The 17,805-nt window shown below is 44.9% G+C and carries 14 protein-coding genes; 4 read left to right on the top strand and 10 right to left on the bottom strand.

From position 1 onward, the window contains the following. Nucleotides 1-72 precede the first annotated feature (72 nt). Both PN836_RS00695 and PN836_RS00690 read left to right on the top strand, forming a co-directional pair. Entirely contained in the window at nucleotides 73-567 is a 495-nt protein-coding gene (locus PN836_RS00695) for an acyl-CoA thioesterase (RefSeq protein WP_395342383.1), read from the top strand. Nucleotides 568-573: 6 nt separating this feature from the next. Then, nucleotides 574-1,791 carry a retropepsin-like aspartic protease family protein gene (locus PN836_RS00690; protein ID WP_395342380.1) on the top strand — a complete coding sequence of 406 codons (1,218 nt, stop codon included), beginning with the start codon at nucleotides 574-576 and terminating at the stop codon, nucleotides 1,789-1,791. Nucleotides 1,792-2,066: 275 nt separating this feature from the next. Here the strand turns inward: PN836_RS00690 and PN836_RS00685 are convergent, their stop codons facing one another. From PN836_RS00685 to fadR, 3 genes are all read right to left on the bottom strand, one after another. Then, nucleotides 2,067-6,113 (bottom strand): response regulator, encoded by a 4,047-nt coding sequence (locus PN836_RS00685; protein WP_395342377.1) that lies wholly within the window; start codon nucleotides 6,111-6,113, stop codon nucleotides 2,067-2,069. A gap of 130 nt (nucleotides 6,114-6,243) precedes the next feature. After that, complete coding sequence (locus PN836_RS00680; RefSeq protein WP_395342375.1) at nucleotides 6,244-8,277, bottom strand: FAD-dependent oxidoreductase; 2,034 nt, start codon at nucleotides 8,275-8,277, stop codon at nucleotides 6,244-6,246. Nucleotides 8,278-8,395: 118 nt separating this feature from the next. Continuing rightward, on the bottom strand, nucleotides 8,396-9,106 hold the full coding sequence (gene fadR, locus PN836_RS00675) for a fatty acid metabolism transcriptional regulator FadR (RefSeq protein WP_395342372.1): 711 nt from the start codon (nucleotides 9,104-9,106) through the stop codon (nucleotides 8,396-8,398). 399 nt (nucleotides 9,107-9,505) lie between these two features. On the opposite strand from fadR, the gene PN836_RS00670 reads away from it, so the two are divergent. Continuing rightward, on the top strand, nucleotides 9,506-10,798 hold the full coding sequence (locus tag PN836_RS00670) for an NAD(P)/FAD-dependent oxidoreductase (protein ID WP_395342369.1): 1,293 nt from the start codon (nucleotides 9,506-9,508) through the stop codon (nucleotides 10,796-10,798). A gap of 92 nt (nucleotides 10,799-10,890) precedes the next feature. Beyond that, nucleotides 10,891-11,493, top strand: a complete 603-nt coding sequence (gene dsbB / locus PN836_RS00665; protein WP_395342366.1) for a disulfide bond formation protein DsbB — start codon at nucleotides 10,891-10,893, stop codon at nucleotides 11,491-11,493. On the opposite strand, the gene PN836_RS00660 is transcribed toward dsbB, so the two are convergent. The 7 genes from PN836_RS00660 to PN836_RS00630 form a co-directional block, all read right to left on the bottom strand. Next, nucleotides 11,465-11,992: a YcgN family cysteine cluster protein gene (locus PN836_RS00660; protein ID WP_395342363.1), complete on the bottom strand. Its 528-nt coding sequence runs from the start codon at nucleotides 11,990-11,992 to the stop codon at nucleotides 11,465-11,467. The genes dsbB and PN836_RS00660 overlap by 29 nt on opposite strands. A gap of 2 nt (nucleotides 11,993-11,994) precedes the next feature. After that, nucleotides 11,995-12,687 carry a fumarylacetoacetate hydrolase family protein gene (locus PN836_RS00655; protein WP_395342361.1) on the bottom strand — a complete coding sequence of 231 codons (693 nt, stop codon included), beginning with the start codon at nucleotides 12,685-12,687 and terminating at the stop codon, nucleotides 11,995-11,997. Further along, nucleotides 12,684-12,983, bottom strand: a complete 300-nt coding sequence (locus tag PN836_RS00650; protein ID WP_395342359.1) for a YcgL domain-containing protein — start codon at nucleotides 12,981-12,983, stop codon at nucleotides 12,684-12,686. The genes PN836_RS00655 and PN836_RS00650 overlap by 4 nt, the downstream gene beginning before the upstream one ends. Beyond that, nucleotides 12,964-14,181 (bottom strand): ribonuclease D, encoded by a 1,218-nt coding sequence (gene rnd, locus PN836_RS00645; protein WP_395342356.1) that lies wholly within the window; start codon nucleotides 14,179-14,181, stop codon nucleotides 12,964-12,966. Before rnd ends, PN836_RS00650 begins: the two co-directional genes overlap by 20 nt. Before the next feature lie 6 nt (nucleotides 14,182-14,187). After that, nucleotides 14,188-15,840, bottom strand: a complete 1,653-nt coding sequence (locus tag PN836_RS00640) for an AMP-binding protein (RefSeq protein ID WP_395342354.1) — start codon at nucleotides 15,838-15,840, stop codon at nucleotides 14,188-14,190. Nucleotides 15,841-16,000: 160 nt separating this feature from the next. Then, nucleotides 16,001-16,717, bottom strand: a complete 717-nt coding sequence (locus PN836_RS00635; protein WP_395345388.1) for an alpha/beta fold hydrolase — start codon at nucleotides 16,715-16,717, stop codon at nucleotides 16,001-16,003. A 170-nt stretch (nucleotides 16,718-16,887) separates the two neighbouring features. Next, nucleotides 16,888-17,625, bottom strand: a complete 738-nt coding sequence (locus tag PN836_RS00630; protein ID WP_395342351.1) for a Slp family lipoprotein — start codon at nucleotides 17,623-17,625, stop codon at nucleotides 16,888-16,890. Between the last annotated feature and the right edge of the window lie 180 nt (nucleotides 17,626-17,805).

The following is a 17,805-nucleotide window of genomic DNA, read 5'->3' as shown; positions in this document are numbered from 1 at the left end:
CCTTAAGCTTTGGGATATCCTTTAGTTTATTCAACATATCACCGAGCATGAAGGCAAACCATAAGTGCATCTATGATTGAAAATACGCTTTGCTGCGATGAGCAAAATCATTGGCAAGAACTGGATTGGCAACACCCACGCCCATTTATTGTGCTTTGGGAAGTCTCAGTGGATGATATTGACCATTATAAGCACGCCAACAACATCGCTTATATTAAACAGCTCGAAAAGCTAGCATGGGCGCATTCAAATTACTTAGGCTTATCATTTGATGATTACGAAAGGCTCGACAGAGCCATGGTTATTCAACATCACAATCTTTACTACCATCTGCCTTCTTTTGAAAAAGAGGGGCTGGCATGCGCCACATGGATAACACGATGCGATGAACGCTTCAGGCTACAGCGAGAATTTCAATTCATTTCCACCCGCACCCACAAAACGGTTTTTACCGGCAGCACCGATTTCGTATGCGTGAGCCTTTCCAAGGGCGCACCAAAAAAAATGCCCGCAGAGTTTATCGATATTTATGGCAACAACTGTATCGACCTTGCGAAAGACTTATAGAAGCTTATGAAAGCGCTTTTGATCTGGATACTCATTTTTTCACTTGCAGCTAACGTTTATTTGCTATGGAAGCTAGCGCTACAAAATGACGCACTCGCATTGTCGCAGCAAAATCAAGGTCGCTTGGAAGAAAATGCTCGTACGCAAGCCTCTCCGACAGCGATATTGGATGAAAGCAGTAGTGCTAATGACGCAGACTCATCTCAGGGTGATCTAATATCCTTAAGCGAACGAGCAAATACCCAAACAGAGAATGAAAATGCGATAGAAATTGCAAGCTCCGGACAATTACCCACTACTCGAGTCACCCTGCAATATTTGCGCGAACTCCAAAAAGCGAAAAACTATGAATTGCTCGCGTTTTATGTGCAAAGCTATTTAAGAGCTTTCCCGCGAGATATGGACGCCTTACTTTTGGAAGCTGAGGCATATTACTTCACCCAACCTCTCAACTTAGCCTTAGTGAATTACTATGGCTTACTCGACTCCCCACTTTCAATCGATCAATTGGAACAAATCAAAAAGTTGATTGATGTAAACACAACACGCATTATTCAGCAATTTAGCGGGGACGGCAGTTGGGATTTGCTAGCCGCGTTTTTAGAGCCCTTGATTCAAGTCGACCCGCTTAATCGGCGTTATATCATTGCGCTTGCGAAAGCTTACGGGATGCAGCAGCAGACCGTGCTTATGGAAAACGTCCTTGCGTCACTAGCGCCTGATGATCCGCGAGCACAGCGTCTGAGAGAGGATATATATCGTCCTGATGAGAATGCCGAATCTGTAGATGATGAACTACTACTCACACAAAATGATGCATTCGAGCAGTCATATGAGAGCGAAGTGCAGCTAACTCGTCGCCGAGGACAGTATTATACGCAAGTGGCGGTAAGCGGCTGGGAGGCTGATCTACTGATCGACACCGGCGCGTCAATTACCGCTGTAAGCGACCAGGTGTTTGAGCAAATTGATGACGATGACACCACCTACATGGGCACATTTAATGTGCAAACCGCCGCTGGAATGGTCTCGCGCTCACTATATAAGGTCTCATCATTTACAGTAGGCGATGAACAACTGAATAATGTCAGCGTCATGGTACTCCCTGCCGGCGACATACAGGGCTTTGATGGGCTATTGGGTATGAATATCATTCGCCGCTTTAATATCACCTACGACCCGTCCACAGGGTATATGAGAATGTATAAGCGCTTTGGGCGCTGATGATTTGAATGTGCTTTTTAAGCGTGATTCATCTCATTTATTGCTGACTTCTTTGCGCTATTACTCCGCGAATTCTCATCTTCCGTATGAAAACCTTCTTTCAAAAATAAATACAGCAAGGTAACGTAAACTAATACCGAAACAATAATTAGCACTTCCATCTTGTTGACTCCTCTGGGACCATAACAAGGTTGATTCTGTGAGGGGCAATGTAGCGCTTGTAGACAAATTATGTTTTCACTATTCGGTCATCGCTTTGTACTTTTGTGACTGTTTCACGCACCGCGTGCGATATATTCGGTAGGCGCTTTACCGACGTGCTTTTTGAAGGTCCTAGAAAAGTAAGCCAAGCTTTCGTAGCCAACTGCGTATGCAATCTCGGTTATCGTGATGTTTCCCTCTTTAACAAGATTCGTTGCATGGTGCATTCTGACTTGAGTCAGCAAGGCGATTGGTGATACGCCCAATTCTTTCTTACATTTCCGAGATAGCGTCTCTCGGCTCATATACATAGACTTCGCCATAGACTCTACAGAAAAGTCAGGGGAACTCAAATTGTCCTCAATCAGAGCCAATAGGCATTTGGAAAAGTCGCTCTTTTGCTCATACTTAAGAGACGCAGCGGTGTTTTCGAAAGCTAGTTGCTCTCTGATTTTTTTGCGCGTATTAATTTGTGCTTTTATGCGCATCACTAATTCGGACGTATCGAAAGGTTTTGTTAAGTAATCGTCTGCGCCATGCTCAAAGCCCTCAACTGTTTCCCGCTTAGTGGCTTTTGCCGTCAGTAATATGAGCGGAATATTGGTAGTGAGTGGGTTTTTCTTTAGTTGTTTGGTCAATTCAAGGCCATCCATCTGCGGCATTGACACGTCACTCACAATAAGATCAGGTAATTCACTGATCGCAGTCGATAAACCATCCACACCGTTTTCCGCCGTAATCACTTTGAAAGACAGTTTCAGTTGGCGCTCAATGAAGTTTCTAAGCTCAGCGTTATCGTCCACCACGAGCAGTGTTGTAAGATCCTCTGCGTCTATAGGGTGCGGATGCTTATCGCTATCAGTTAAAAGTTCGTCAACAATGAGGTCTGCAGCAATGGCATTTTCAGAAATAGGTTCAACCACCTGATTGGCTTCAAAATGAGCATATCCTGTGGCGAGCTTTACAACGAATTTGCAGCCATGGTGATATTCTTTGTCTAGGTAGATGCTTCCTTTGTGAAGCTCAATAATGTCTTTGGCAAGAGCAAGTCCTATCCCCGTGCCCGGCATTGTATGGTTTTGACTTGCCTCGCCCTGATAGTAGCGTTCAAATACTTTGTCCTGTGCGCTTTTATCAATCCCAACACCGTTATCTTGCACCGCAATGATAATATGTGAGCTCTGTTGACTAAGTGACAGTATGATATCTGAAGCAGAGCCTGAATATTTAATCGCATTTGCAAGCAGATTAACGAGGACTTTTTCTACCTGATCTACATCAAAATATGCCCACAAGGGATTTTCACAGCCTGCGCAAACAATCGTGTGTTTTTCTTGTTCGGCCCATGGAGTAAAACGCGCCACAATTGTTCGGGCTAGTAATGCAATGTCATAGTTTGCGACCCGCAACGGCAACTTCCCAGCTTCCAAACGATTCACATCCAGCACCTGCCCCACCAACGCGAGCATCTTTTTCGCGTTTAACAAGGCGGTATTGAGCAGGCTTTGACTGCTAGAGTCATGTGACTTGCTGTTCAAGACTTCTTCGATTGGCGCTATGGTAAGCGTAAGCGGCGTTCTAAACTCATGTGACACGTTTGCAAAAAAGCGGTCTTTAAGTGCTTGTTGCTGTTTTAACTCTTCCACTTTTTCTTGAACTTGTGCGGTTCGCTCTGCAACCGCGCGTTCCAGGGCCAAATTCTGATCCCTAAGTTTTTGTGTTCGCCATTTTTGAGCAATCCAACCACTGAGTAGCATCATCAATATCCCAAGCAATACATAGCTTGCAATCGCTGTTGAAGTCAAAAACCATGGTGGCAATATCGTAAAATCTAAATTTGCGCTAATTGTGCGCCCCCATGGGTCTTTTGCTTCAATCTCAAATTGATAGTGGCCACCGGCTAAAAGAGGAAAGTCTTTGTGAGACTCGCTTGACCATTGCGTCCAGTTTTGATGTCCTTGTCCGCTGATTCTCGCTCTATACAAGGTTTGAGTAGGTGCAGAATGATCTGCAAGGGCAAATGAGATGCGGATAGAATTTGAATGATAAGCAATTTCACCGAGCGGTATTTTCGGCGTAAAGTTAGTAATTAATTTATTGCTGTTAATATCAACAATACTGCGAAAGTTTAAAGGGGCAAGCGGGGGAAGATCGCCCAAATAGTCTTCACCTAAGCGGTAAACTTCAGATGTGGCGACTAAAAACCAAAAGGCTCTGTTGTGATAAAACAAAGATCGTGTTCCAGCCTGATTGAAAGGGCGGAAGTCAGCTTCATTTGTGCTCCACTGCTCACCCTCGCTAAGCTGCGAAACCCCCGTGTGACTCCCAGCCTGATAGAGTAAACGGCCTTTACTATCTTTGCTAAGCAAAAAGACATCTTCGTCTGGCTCTCGCAATCTGTTTGGAAGCTTTTGCACTAACTGAAAACGTTCTGGAAGGTCTTCATCATATCGGAGCACACCATTTGAGGTACCAATCATCAGTGATTGGTCAATATCAAACAACGCGACATTGTCGTTACCGAGCTTAAACCTTACAGGGTCAAATACTTGGATGTCCTCAACCGTCCCATCAGCGTTAATGCCTTCAACACGGTACAGCCTATTGTCAGTAGACGAGGCCCACAGCACTATGTCAAAGAGATCTGTGGATGAACCAGTGAGACTTTGCGGGTCAATCTGCAAAAATTCAAATTGATTTCGAATACCTTGTAGTGCAACTTGCTTCCATTCCCCCATAGTTTCAGTCAGCAGATGGATACTTGTGTCGTCGCCCATAAACATGAGTTTTGCATTTGCTAGCGAGGCGAGTGCCTGCACATTTCGACCCTCTGCTATCTGTGTTGGCTGGCCGACAAAAATATCATCCTGCATATTGAATGCATAAACCCCCGTTTCGGAGGCAGCAAAAAGCTGGTTGTTTCCCTTAAACGCGTCCCATGTTTTTTCTGAAAAATCCGATACTTTTTCGAAAAATGGCGCGTCAAGTTCGCTTCCTTGTTTGAATCGAAAAATGCCATTCCCAAGACTAATGATGTCTTGCTCAAAAAGCTTTATCTTATCAGCGGTTTTTGAAATACCTACGCTATCATGCACACTTCTTTTGTGCGGCGGCGCGAACACACTGATATTTGGTTCACCTGCAGTCCATATATTGCCCTGACTATCTTCATGAACGGCCAAAACGGTTTGATTGCCAATGCCGTGAATGGCCTGATAGTTTCGCAAAACACGCAAATCTTCATCGAGAATAAAAACCCCATGTCGAATACTGGTCAAATAATAGAATCCGTCTTGGGACTGAAGGCCATTATATAAAAGCGTTTGGGAGGGAAAAGCCTCTGGCGGCACAACTTGCTCAAAGCCATCCTTCGTAATGTGATAAATACCATCAAGCATAGTGACCAAAATAAGTTCGTTTCTGCGATTTTTAAGCAGCAACTTTACATCTGCACCCTCAGGCACCTTCCAGTCAGTTTTTAAAACCTCACCTGCACTGTTGATGGTGTAAAGGTGACTGTGTTTTCGCCCCATAAACAGAAGCTCACCATCAACATTGTATAGCCGATAGCCATCTGGTTCGATGCCCTCTACTTCGCTTAAATGCGCACCATCCCAGCGTAACAGTTTGTACTTTGTACTGAACAACACTTGATTTTTGTCTGATGCAACAGACCACGATTCACCGAGCTCGGTAGGGATTATGTCGGGGTTATTTGCCAGAAGGCTGTTCCAGCTTAAATTGCCTGTGTCATCACTTTCATAAAAGCCAACATCGTTGATGGTGCCCGCGTAAATTCGATTATCAATCCACTGATCAAAACTGCGAATTAGGGTTTCATTGGGCGTTTCATGCTGCAGCCAGCGCTCACCATCCCAACTTGCCAGGCCGTTGCTTGAGGCGACAAAAATGACGTTATCAGTATTACTACCAAGCCACCAGACTTGGCTACCTGCTTTATGCTCCCCTGCATCGAAAACCCGAGTAATGGGCACGCCCACGTCTTCATACTCATGTGCATTCGCCCCCATTAGCGAGCTCAGCAGCAATATGCTCAGGCAAGTAAGCCTTTGTAAGGTGAGTTGCAGACACTTAACCTTCATTGAGCCCGCAGGATGCATTGACAGTCCACTATTTTACGCGTCGCGAAACTATAAAATGAACTTAGAAACAATGCCATAGGCAACACGCGAATTTGCACAAGTGCTTGTTTAAAAAAGGCTTACGTACAAACCGATGACGCGTAAACCGCTACAGTTTTGCCGCTAATTTCGTGCCCTGATCAATCGCTCGTTTTGCATCCAGCTCCGCTGCCACGTCAGCACCGCCAATTAGGTGAGAGGGCTTTTTCAAACCTTCTTGTAAGGTTTTAAGCGGCAACTGACCGGCACAGATAATGACGTTATCGACATTCAACACGCGCCCTTCACCATTAACTGAAATATGCAAACCTTCATCGTCGATTTTTTGATATTCCACGCCAGCAATCATATGCACGCCTTTTTGCATCAATCCCACTCTATGTGCCCAACCGGTAGTTTTACCTAAGCCGGAACCTACTTTAGTGGTTTTTCGCTGTAGCAAGAATATTTCACGCGGCGAAGGTTCAGGCATGGCAGTCATACCCTCTACGCCACCGCGAGCTTTAAACTCCATATCAATCCCCCACTCTTTCATAAACGCGGGAATGTTGGTCGAAGTGGATGTTTCACCGTGAGATAAAAATTCAGACACGTCAAAACCAATTCCTCCAGCGCCTATTACTGCCACGCGCTTTCCTACCGGTTTTTTGTGCTTTACTACGTCGATGTAGCTTAATACTTTAGGGTGCTCGATACCTTTAATGTCAGGCTGACGTGGCTCAATACCAGTGGCAATAATGACCTCATCAAAATCCATCTCGTTGAGCATATCGGCACTGACTTTGGTGTTAAGTTTTGTCTCAACACCGTGCAGCTCTAACATCACTGAAAAGTAACGAATAGTCTCATAAAACTCTTCTTTGCCGGGGATCTGTTTCGCAATATTAAACTGGCCGCCCACTTCACTGTCGGCGTCAAATAAAGTGACAGAATGTCCTCTGGACGCAGCGGTTGTGGCAGCTGCTAGCCCCGCAGGGCCTGCACCAACAACCGCTATGCGTTTAGGGTCAGTAGCAGGTTCAATCGTAAATTCAGTTTCATGACATGCTCTTGGATTGACTAAACAACTGGTCATTTTGCCTTCAAAAGCATGATCAAGGCAGGCTTGGTTGCACCCAATACACGTGTTTATCTGACTAGCTAAATTGTTTTGCGCTTTGTTAACAAAGTCTGGATCCGCTAAAAATGGTCGAGCCATGGATACCATATCTGCATCACCGCGCGCGAGAACTTCTTCAGCCACCTCAGGCGTGTTGATTCGATTGGACGTGATAACGGGCACCTTAAGATCTTTTCGGAATTTTGCCGTAACCCATGTAAATGCAGCGCGCGGCACTTTTGTTGCGATGGTCGGTATTCTCGCTTCATGCCAGCCAATGCCGGTATTGATGATGGTTGCGCCGGCTTTTTCAATTCGCTTGCCTAAGGTCAGTACTTCATCGTAGGTGCTTCCGCCTTCAACAAGATCCAGCATAGACAAACGGTAAATAATGATAAACTTCTCGCCCACTGCTTTTCGAACGCGGCGCACTACCTCTATTGGCAGCTTAATGCGATTCTCATATTCTCCGCCCCACTCGTCTTTGCGCTGATTGGTGCGCTGAGCAATAAATTGGTTTAAGAAATATCCCTCAGAGCCCATAATCTCAACGCCGTCATAGCCTGCGCGCTGGGCTTGTAAGGCAGTAAAAACAAAATCTTCGATTTGCCCGTCGATTTCTTCTGGCGTTAGCTCTTTTGGCGTAAATCGAGTGATCGGCGCTTGAATAGATGATGGAGCAACTAGGTTTGCATTATAAGCGTAGCGGCCAGTATGCAGAATTTGCATACATATCTTACCGCCTTCAGCGTGCACCGCATCGGTAACTAGCTTATGATTTTCGACCGCTTCATCCGAATCTAATCGTTTAGTGACCGCATGGGTTGCACCTTCATCATTTGGACCAATACCTCCGGTCACAATCAAGGCGACACCACCACGGGCACGTTCGGCAAAAAATGCGGCCATGCGTTCATGACCATTGGCAACTTCTTCAAGCCCCGTGTGCATTGAACCCATAATGATTCGATTGTTTAGGGTAGTGAAACCAAGATCTAGCGGCTTAAAAATATGTGGGTAGGGAGTATCGACAACAGCGTTCATCAACTAGCCTCAATTTATTCAATAACACAGAATTGAATGGTTCAAACAAATACGATACGAGCAAGGTCGAAAAGGCATTCAAATTTGCTCTGAGCAGACTTCTCACTCTAGCGGGTAATCAGTCGACCAAATTATTCGGCATATCCTCGCGATACTCACTCCACAATTTGCCACTTTCGATTCCGTAACGTCTCACTACGGATACCACTTTGTCTGGATCGTTTTCGTCCAACACTTCAAGCAATTTAAGGTAGTAGCGAATGGCGGTTTCTCTGGCCGGCGCCTCCGAAAAAAACAGGCCGCCAAGACGAGCATACAAGTTCTTAAAGCCGTTCATCATTAACACGTAAACAGGGTTATTGGACGCGAATGCAAGATCATGATGCATTTGGTAATCGTTTTGAGCAAATGCGTCGCCCTCATCAGGAACGTCTTTGTAACGCAAAATAATGCTACGGCTTTCTTGTGGAGACTGGCGAAAGGCAGCGCGTATGAATACAGCGCTAAGGTTGGTTCTAGCGGAAAGTAAATTATCTAACAGTGCAGGTTGCCCCTCTTGGTCAAGCCGTGCGAGGGTTTCCAAAATGTTCAAACCACAGGTTTCCCAGTAGTTATTTACCTTGGTGGGCTTACCGTGCTGGATGGTCAGCCAGCCGTCGCGCGCCAAACGCTGCAAAACCTCTCTCAAAGTGGTACGCGTAACACCGATAAGCTCTGAAAGCTCTCGCTCTGCCGGTAAAATCGTACCGGGGGGAAAGCGTCCACTCCAAATAGATTCAACAATGTACTCTTCAGCGAAACCGGCCGGACTTTGGGATTTATAAATCATACTACGCAATGGTTTGTTAACGAGTTATTAACTGATTGTACCAGATGATTGAGTTAAGGAAAGGATAAAAATTTGATGTACGAAAATGGCTCTTACATATAACGACGATATCTTGGACAAAACCGTTTCTTTTAGGCATGATCAACGCATAACAAAGCGTAAGACTTTCCTCATTCAAAATAATACTTAATCTGAATCCTGTTTAAGAAATGGTGCAAGCATGTGTTTTGCATACCTTAATCTACTTTTAACACTCAGTGCTGCTAGAATTGTGTAGTACAAGGCGCAAAAGTCACGTAATAGTTATTCTATTGCTGGCTTTTGCAACGCAGTAATTCGCAATTCTAGCGGTACTGAGCGCCGTTTCTTAAACAGGATTCAGCTTACTTAGGAATACTCATGCAAAAAATAGTTATTGTAGGTGGAGGGGCTGGCGGCTTAGAACTGGTCACTAAATTAAGTAAATCGCTTGGAAAAAAGAAACAAGCAGATATTATCCTTGTAGACAAAAGCAAAACACATGTTTGGAAACCGCTTTTACACGAGGTTGCAGCCGGAGTCATCAACAAGATGTCCGACGGCGTCGAGTATCCAATCCATGCGGCGCGAAATCACTACGAGTTCCAACTAGGAACACTTAGCAATATTCACTCGCAGGAAAAATACATTGAGTTAGATCCACTTCTCGATGAACAGGGCGAAGTGCTGCTTCCGAAAAGAAAGATTCACTTTGATTATCTGGTGTTATCGGTAGGTAGTGTAAGCAATGATTTTGGCACGCCTGGGGTCATCGAACACAGCTATCTTTTAGATTCTCTCGCGCAAGCAGAACGTTTTCATAAAGCCTTACTCAATCAATTATTGAAAATAAATCAATTAAACGATGATGATAAATGCTTAAGAGTGGCAATTGTGGGTGGTGGCGCTACGGGAACAGAATTAGCCGCTGAACTCTACCATGTCGCGAATCTGGCAAAATCATATGGCATGCCTAAAATGTCGTCCGAGCGCCTGAAAGTCTCTATTATAGAGGCGGGTGAACGAATATTGCCTGCACTCCCCGAACGCATCGCCAACTCTGCTCGCCAAGCACTTAGCAAATTAAATATAGAAGTACTTGAAGGCACACGGGTTGCCAAGGCGCAAAAAAATGGCTTTGTTACTGCTGACGAAAACCTTATCGAGGCTGATTTATTAGTTTGGGCGGCAGGTGTAAAAGCTCCCGACTTCATTAAAGAGCTTGAGATTTTTGAGCTTAATCAAGCGCAACAAGTTTTGGTCAACCCTTATCTGCAAAGCACCGTAAATGAAGCTATTTACGTTATCGGTGATTGTTGCGGCTTCAAACAAGATGATGGAAGTTGGGTGCCGCCAAGGGCGCAATCCGCTCACCAGATGGCAGCGATTGCGGCTAAAAACATCAAGAACACCTTCGTCAATAAACCTTTAAAACAGTATCAATATGTTGACTATGGCTCTCTGGTTCATTTGAGTAAGTACAGTACGGTGGGCAGTTTGATGGGTAGCCTTTCTAACAGCAGCATGTTTATTGAGGGACGATTAGCAAGGCTAGTCTACATTTCCCTTTACAACATGCACCAGTTCGCGGTTCATGGGCCACTGAAGGGTTTTTTGGTGTTATTGACGCGTAAACTTGGGAATATTGTTGGGCCAAAATTGAAGTTACATTGAAGATGCAATGACCTAATCAGTGAGCGGAATGTTGCGAGCTGCGGGTTGAAAATTATATATCAAGCCCATTGCTCCGTTTGAGTTGATTTTTATTGGCTACACGCTACATTAGGCCTATTGAACTTCATGTACTGTTGGACATCAATTTGAAAGCACAGCCGCTTGTTTCATTCCTTGCTAATTTTAGTCGCAGTCGGACGCCGTGGGCGATGGTTTGTTTGTCTGCCTTAGGTCTGGTTTTGGCTGCTTTGTTCTTTCAGCATGTGCTTGGTCATGAGCCTTGTGTGAAATGTATTTATCAGCGCGTTGCGGTCATTGGAATATGCTTCGCAGGTCTTATTCCTTTGATTTATCCCCACTTTGTCCTGCGCTCAATCGGCATTATACTTTGGGGAGGCTTTTCGATTTGGGGCTTGAGCGTGGCACAAGAGCATTTAGAAGTCGTGTTCGCTGAAGGCTTTTTTATTCCTCCTTGCCCTTTTTTCCCTGAATTCCCGGGGTTTATGCCGCTTCATGAGTGGTTGCCGCTCGTATTCGGCGCGCCTGGCAGCTGTGATAGTAACGACTGGCAGTTTTTGGGCATGGGTATGCCTGAATGGATGCAAATTATATTTATTTTATATATTGCAGGCGCAGCTCTTGCGCTAGTGGGGCACATACTTTCAATTAGTCAATCTCTGAAAGCGGCCAAGTAACGATGTAATCTTCAAAGTCATCTAGGTTGACGCTGTCTTCACTGACCACTTTGTTACGCACGCTGATGCCAACTTCGTGCATTTTTGTTTTTTTGCCTTTGTTCAACAGTGGATGCCATGATGCTAAGCCCTTCCCTTCGTGTAAGCGTCTGTAACTGCAAGATGGCGGCATAAAAAAGATACGCTTTAAATTCTCTTTTGTTAGCGTTACGCAATCGGGAACAAGCTTACTGCGCTGGTCGTATGAGGTGCACGCACAGGTTTTTTGATTGAGCAGATAACACGCAATATTGGTGTACATCATATCGCCGTCTTCACTTGGCACATCTGTGGGATGCATACCCTCTTCAACGTCTTCATCGTCAATGAATTTATGCAAGCAGCATCTTGCACAGCCATCGCAAATTGCTTCCCACTGAGCTTGATTCATGTTCTCAAGAGATACATCCTCCCAAAACTTAGACGCAATCAGCGAGGCGGAATAGGGTGAGTTTTTCATCTTTAGGCGCACACTGTGGTTGATACAGTAAAATGATTATCCAATGTAAGTCTGAGTGAGTCACCCTCATGCAAGGGTCCGACGCCTTTAGGCGTGCCCGTTAACACAACATCCCCGGGTAACAGCGTAAAGTGGGCTGTTATTTCTTGCAACAAAGGAATAAGCGCATGCAACATCATTTTCGAGTCGCCCGCTTGTTTCAATACTTGGTTTATATGCAAGGAAAAAGTAAAAGCATCGTCGTGGTAGCCGTTTAGCGGAACAAAGCCGGAGATAGGACAGCTCGCATCGAAAGCTTTGGCGCGCTCCCACGGTTTACCCGCCTTTTTGAGCTCGTCTTGCACATCACGAAGTGTCAGATCTAAAGAAAGCCCAACGCCGGCAACGGCATCAGAGCACTCTTCCTTGTTTGCATTTTTTAGCTTTGCGTCGATTAAAAATGCTAGTTCAAGCTCGTTATGGCATGCACCTAAGTCTCGAGGAAGCTTGATTGGATTCTCTACGTCGCAAAGTGCTGTACTGGGTTTCATAAACAGCACTGGCTTTTCACTTGGCGCATTTCCAAGCTCTTTTATATGGTCAAGGTAGTTGCGTCCAACGCAAACCACTTTGCTTGCCGCGGGCACCAGGGTACTATCTGTTTGGCGGTACTTAAATGCTTTCGCGCTGTTATACAATCGATGGTAATAGCTCATGAGGACGCTTTTCCGGTGGAGCTGTCATTCACTAAACTTGCACGATGTTGCTCAAGTAAACTTTCGACTTTTGGCGGCAGCTGCAGATAAAAACCCTCACTTTCTAATTTATCAAGTATCACTTGTTTTGGCATGCCGCCCAAGCGCTCTCGTTTGTTAACCGGGATAAGCATGACAAATTGAGGCTGACCAAAAATCTGCAGGAGTGACTCTGGGACCTGACTAAAATCATCTTTTTTATTTATATACAGGTAGCTATCCGCTTTTTTCTTGGATTTATAAACTGCGCAAAGCACGATACTTCCCCTGTGTAGGTTCAGAGGGCTTATCCAAGTCAAACAAAGCCTGCAAACCTTCCAAAAACAATTCACGACGCCAACCGTGCAGCAAGTCAGGCTTTAGGCCTTGTATTTCAGTTTCATCTAAGTCAAACCAGCACCATTTTAATACTTGTGCGATTTGCTTTTTGGACGCCAGTACCGCTGCGGGAATGCCTGTTTTGCTTTCAACCTTTAAGACTAACTCTTTAATATCCGACATGGCTTTTTTGTGAGCAGCAAAGCCTATTAAGCGCTGAATTGGCTTTAAGTGTTCTTCTTCATCTGCATCTCGTGCTTGCTGAACAATAGAGAGAATTTTTTGACCATACAATCTAACTTGCTTACCAAATAATGCATGCATCTGATGAAGCTGCGACGGCGTTTCTGGCAATTTCATCGCTATCTCTAACATTGCTGACTCTTTTACCACAAAATTAATTGCAATATCGTGCTTGCGAGCTTCCCTTAGACGCCACTGCGCTAATAGTTTAAGTGCGTAAAGACTTTTGCCATTAAGCTTCCAATTATTCGCTACAAGCAAGTAAGCAGAAGCTTCTGGAAAAGGGCTTCGCTTCTTCTCAATCAGTAACTCTGATTCCGAGAATACACAATCGCTTAGATTTGCCAGCTCAAGCTCTTGCTTTAAAACCTCATATGCAGCCATTAAATAGCTTACGTCTTTAGCAGCATAATCTAGCTGTTTTGGCGAGAGCGGTCGAGCCAGCCAGTCGGTGCGAGACTCGCCTTTATCTAACGTGACTGAAAACATAGTTTCAATCATGTTGGCATATCCAACACTGGCGCCTTTCCCCAATAAACTATTTGCAAACTGTGTATCGAACAAAGGATAAGGTGTGGCATCCAAATTGTGCAGTAGTGCCTCAATATCTTCCGAGCACGAGTGTAATACTTTGACAATTTTAGGGTTGCTCAGGATGTCGACAAAACAAGACAGATCATCAAGTACTACTGGGTCAATGAGCGCTAAATGCTGTCCATCAAACACCTGCAATAGACCTAAGCGAGGCCTAAGGGTCTTTGTTCTTACAAATTCGGTATCAAGGGTAATAACGTCAGCGGTGTTCAGTTTCGCACAGAGTTCTGCAAGGGCTGATTGTGTGTCTACATACTCGTACTTTAAATGTGCCAGCTGAGTAATATTATTAGAAGTCAAAGGCAATCAACTCCTTAGTTCTCTGCGCAGAATTTTACCGACGTTAGATTTTGGTAGTTCAGAGGTAAATTCGATGATTTTTGGGACTTTGTAGCCGGTCAGCAGTGACTTGCAATGCTTAAGCACGTCTTCTTCGGTCAGACTCTTGTTTCGTTTGACCACAAATAGCTTCACGACTTCGCCTGATACTTCATGCCCAATACCAATGGCGGCAGCTTCAAGCACCCCGTCATGCATCATTGCTACTTCTTCAATTTCATTTGGAAATACATTAAAGCCCGAGACAATAATCATGTCTTTTTTGCGGTCAACAATATACAAGTATCCTTCTTTGTCCATTTTTGCAATGTCGCCAGTGGCTAACCATCCGTCATGGATTACCTCGGCAGTGGCCTCCTCTCTGTTGAGGTAACCCTTCATAACTTGGGGCCCTTTGACGTGAAGCTCGCCCGCCTCTCCAATCTCCAAAGCGTTGCCGTTTTCATCACAAATTTTGACATCAGTTGATGGCACCGGGAGCCCAATCGACCCATTGTAATTTTGGGAGTTGACTGGATTAACGCAAACTACGGGAGAACACTCGGTCAATCCATAACCTTCGATGAGCGCCTTACCCGTCACTTCTTTCCACTTTTCTGCAACAGGCCGCTGCACAGCCATGCCACCGCCCAAACCAAACTTAAATTGAGAAAAATTCAAGTCTGCAAAGCCTTGCGTGTGCAGTAAGCCATTAAATAAGGTGTTTACGCCGGTAATCACGGAAAACGCGTGTTTGCTTAAATCTTTGACAAATGCGCGCATGTCACGCGGATTTGTGATGAGTAAATTTGGACACCCGTATTTCAGAAAGGTCAAACAATTGCTGGTAAGCGCAAATATATGGTAGAGCGGCAATGCGGTTACTACCATATCTTTACCCGGTACAACTGCCGCCTCTAGGATACCGCTCACTTGTTCTAAGTTCGCAACCATATTGCGATGAGTGAGCATGGCGCCTTTTGAAACACCGGTTGTGCCACCTGTATATTGCAAAAAGGCAATATCTTCACCACTTACATCTGGTCGCTTATAATCTCGCTTCTCGCCCATATTTAAGGCATCGGCAAACCATACGCAGTCAGCCAGCTCATGTTTGGGCACCATCTTTTTAATATGCTTAACCGCAAAATTAACTAGCGTGCGCTTTGGAAATGGCAGCATATCTGCAATACGAGTTAGCACTACGTGCTGTACGGGCGTCTTTTGAATAATCTCATCTAAGGTTGAAGCGAAGTTCTCAACGATAACAATCAGCTGTACATTCGCATCTTTTAGCTGATGTTCCAGCTCTCGCGGCGTGTACATGGGATTGACATTGACCACGGTCAAGCCAGCTCGTAAAACGCCAAATAGTGCAACGGGATATTGCAACAAGTTTGGCATCATGAGCGCTACTGTATCACCCTGCTTAAGCCCTAAATGCTGCAAATACGCTGCAAACTGCATCGAAAGTACATCTAGGTCGTCAAAACTAATTTGATGATTCATATTGATAAATGCAGTGTTATCGCCGTATGTCGTCACCGCACTTTCAAATATTTCAAGTAACGACGGAACTCTATCGGGGTCGATGGTAGGCGCAACTGAGTCGTCGTAGTGCTTAATCCAAATCTTTTCCACAAAATACCTTAGATAACCTGAATCCTGTTTACGGAATGGTCATACCATTGCAGGGCTAGCATTCGACATATTAAAGGACTATTGCTCAAATTGAAACGAGAGATTATGGCTAAGGTTTGTTTATATATTCACTATGTTCGCTGGGCAATACAAAATTGCGCTAGTCAATGGACACAAGGGCTTGGATGTAATCGGCAATCTCATCTACGGCTTCCATGTGCACATGGTGACCGCCTTTAAATTCAGAAATTGACACATTTTTAAACTTACCTGCCCGTTGCTCGCAAAGCAGTTTTACCTTTTCAAAGCCTGAGTTACCTAAAATCACATAGGTGGGGCATAAAATATTCTCTATGACATTCATTGCTTGTGCGTGGGTTAAGCGTATGGCTGACTTTGTGCGTAATCGCTTGTCGGTGCGCCATTTAAGACGGTTATCAGCAAGCCTAAGATTTCGCTCAAGAATCAAAGCTGCGTTTTGTTCACTTAAATCGCTAATACGCGTTCTAGCAGATACAAGACTTTGCAACGAGTCCGGATGTTTGATATCACCCTTCGCGCGCTCTCGGCTTTGCATCGACGCCTTAAGTTGAGCAACCGTGGTGTTTTCCTTTTCGCACAAGGGCCCGCAGGTTTCGATACAAATGAGTTTATTGACGTGTTCTGGGAACGATGCAGCATAGATACTGCAAATAATGCCGCCTAAGCTGTGGCCAATAAGGTTCACTTTGGTCCACTTTTGCTCAAGCAGCAGCTGATGTATATCGTAAACATAATCAGTCAAATGGTAGTGCGCATCATCACTGCGATGCATTGACTTTCCATGCCCAGCCAAATCTATCGCTACACAAGCAAAGTTAGTGAACTTTGATAGCAAGGGACGAAAGCTTTGGCTATTGTCCAAATACCCGTGAACAAACAGATTAACCGTTTCACAATGCAATTCACCAAAACGCTTTGTGCACTGAGCAGCAATCTTTTTTTTAAGAAACTGGCGCTCAATTAACTCGCACTTGTGTGATGGTGAAAGGTGTATCGCCAACCGCCTTAGTGCTCTGCTCGCAACTGCTTTACTCTTGGTGATCGAGGTTCAGAGATGTTAGGGCTAGGCCGCGTAATATTTCGGCTATTTGTCCTTGTAGGCGGTCTCAATTGCCCACCTTGAGCCTTCGCGTTGGTTTGTACCACACGATAGCGAGAATGGTGGAGGTGTCGTCTGTGTGCAAGCCATGGATCGTAGAAACCGTAGCGTGGGCCAATAAACCATGGATCCCACAGCCCCGGCCGCGCGCCGCCAAACCAAACCATGTTGTTAAAACCCGTTTGGCGAACATCTACCTCAGTGGTATCACGCCACATGTAGTAGCCGTCCGCGTTTAAGGTGGGATAGCTATATTTTTGTTCACCAATGATCCCATCCACAGGCGAGCCAACCTGACCTACAAAGGTAATTAAACGATCTTGCTCAAAAACTAATGGATCAATAAACCCTTCAACTACCGCTTTAAAGCGACCAGCACTTTGTTCAGAGGTTTGCGGTTTTCCGTTGCTGCTCTCAGGGAAATACACCACTTCAATTTCGGACACCGACTCTAAGTTTTGTACGCCAACAATTTTTCCACCCCAACGAGCGTTTTCGCCGCTTGCGAGGTCGGTAACAGGGTTGTTGATAATCTGATCAAAAGGAACAAGCGCAAGCTCGTCTTGGACACGGATTGGATCAGGCACCATAGTGCATGCACCGAGTGACGAAATAAGCCCTATAAGGGTGAGCAATTTTTTCATAAGGCCTCACTTGCTATGAAATTATGAACATGCACTTGCGAACATGCTAAACATGTGGGTTAGATAACAATACACCTTAAGTTACTAGCTCGTGGTAATTAATACTAGCCCTTAATGAAGCTAAGAGTCATGTTCAAAGCAATTAGTTCATCCTTAAAAACTACCTGCTGTCACCTTCTC

The sequence above is a fragment of the Ningiella algicola genome (assembly GCF_028401415.2).
Classification (GTDB): Bacteria; Pseudomonadota; Gammaproteobacteria; order Enterobacterales; family Alteromonadaceae; genus Glaciecola.
Note: the sequence above shows the minus strand (reverse complement) of the source record. Positions and strands in the feature narration are given on the sequence as shown.

What these genes read in the sequence shown, in the direction of transcription:
- PN836_RS00680 (WP_395342375.1), bottom strand. Translation starts at nt 8,277, where the DNA reads ATGAACGCTGTTGTCGATACTCCCTACCCACATATTTTTAAGCCGCTA.
- PN836_RS00695 (WP_395342383.1), top strand. Translation starts at nt 73, where the DNA reads ATGATTGAAAATACGCTTTGCTGCGATGAGCAAAATCATTGGCAAGAA.
- PN836_RS00630 (WP_395342351.1), bottom strand. Translation starts at nt 17,625, where the DNA reads ATGAAAAAATTGCTCACCCTTATAGGGCTTATTTCGTCACTCGGTGCA.
- fadR (WP_395342372.1), bottom strand. Translation starts at nt 9,106, where the DNA reads ATGATTTATAAATCCCAAAGTCCGGCCGGTTTCGCTGAAGAGTACATT.
- PN836_RS00655 (WP_395342361.1), bottom strand. Translation starts at nt 12,687, where the DNA reads ATGAGCTATTACCATCGATTGTATAACAGCGCGAAAGCATTTAAGTAC.
- PN836_RS00660 (WP_395342363.1), bottom strand. Translation starts at nt 11,992, where the DNA reads ATGAAAAACTCACCCTATTCCGCCTCGCTGATTGCGTCTAAGTTTTGG.
- PN836_RS00685 (WP_395342377.1), bottom strand. Translation starts at nt 6,113, where the DNA reads ATGCATCCTGCGGGCTCAATGAAGGTTAAGTGTCTGCAACTCACCTTA.
- PN836_RS00670 (WP_395342369.1), top strand. Translation starts at nt 9,506, where the DNA reads ATGCAAAAAATAGTTATTGTAGGTGGAGGGGCTGGCGGCTTAGAACTG.
- PN836_RS00690 (WP_395342380.1), top strand. Translation starts at nt 574, where the DNA reads ATGAAAGCGCTTTTGATCTGGATACTCATTTTTTCACTTGCAGCTAAC.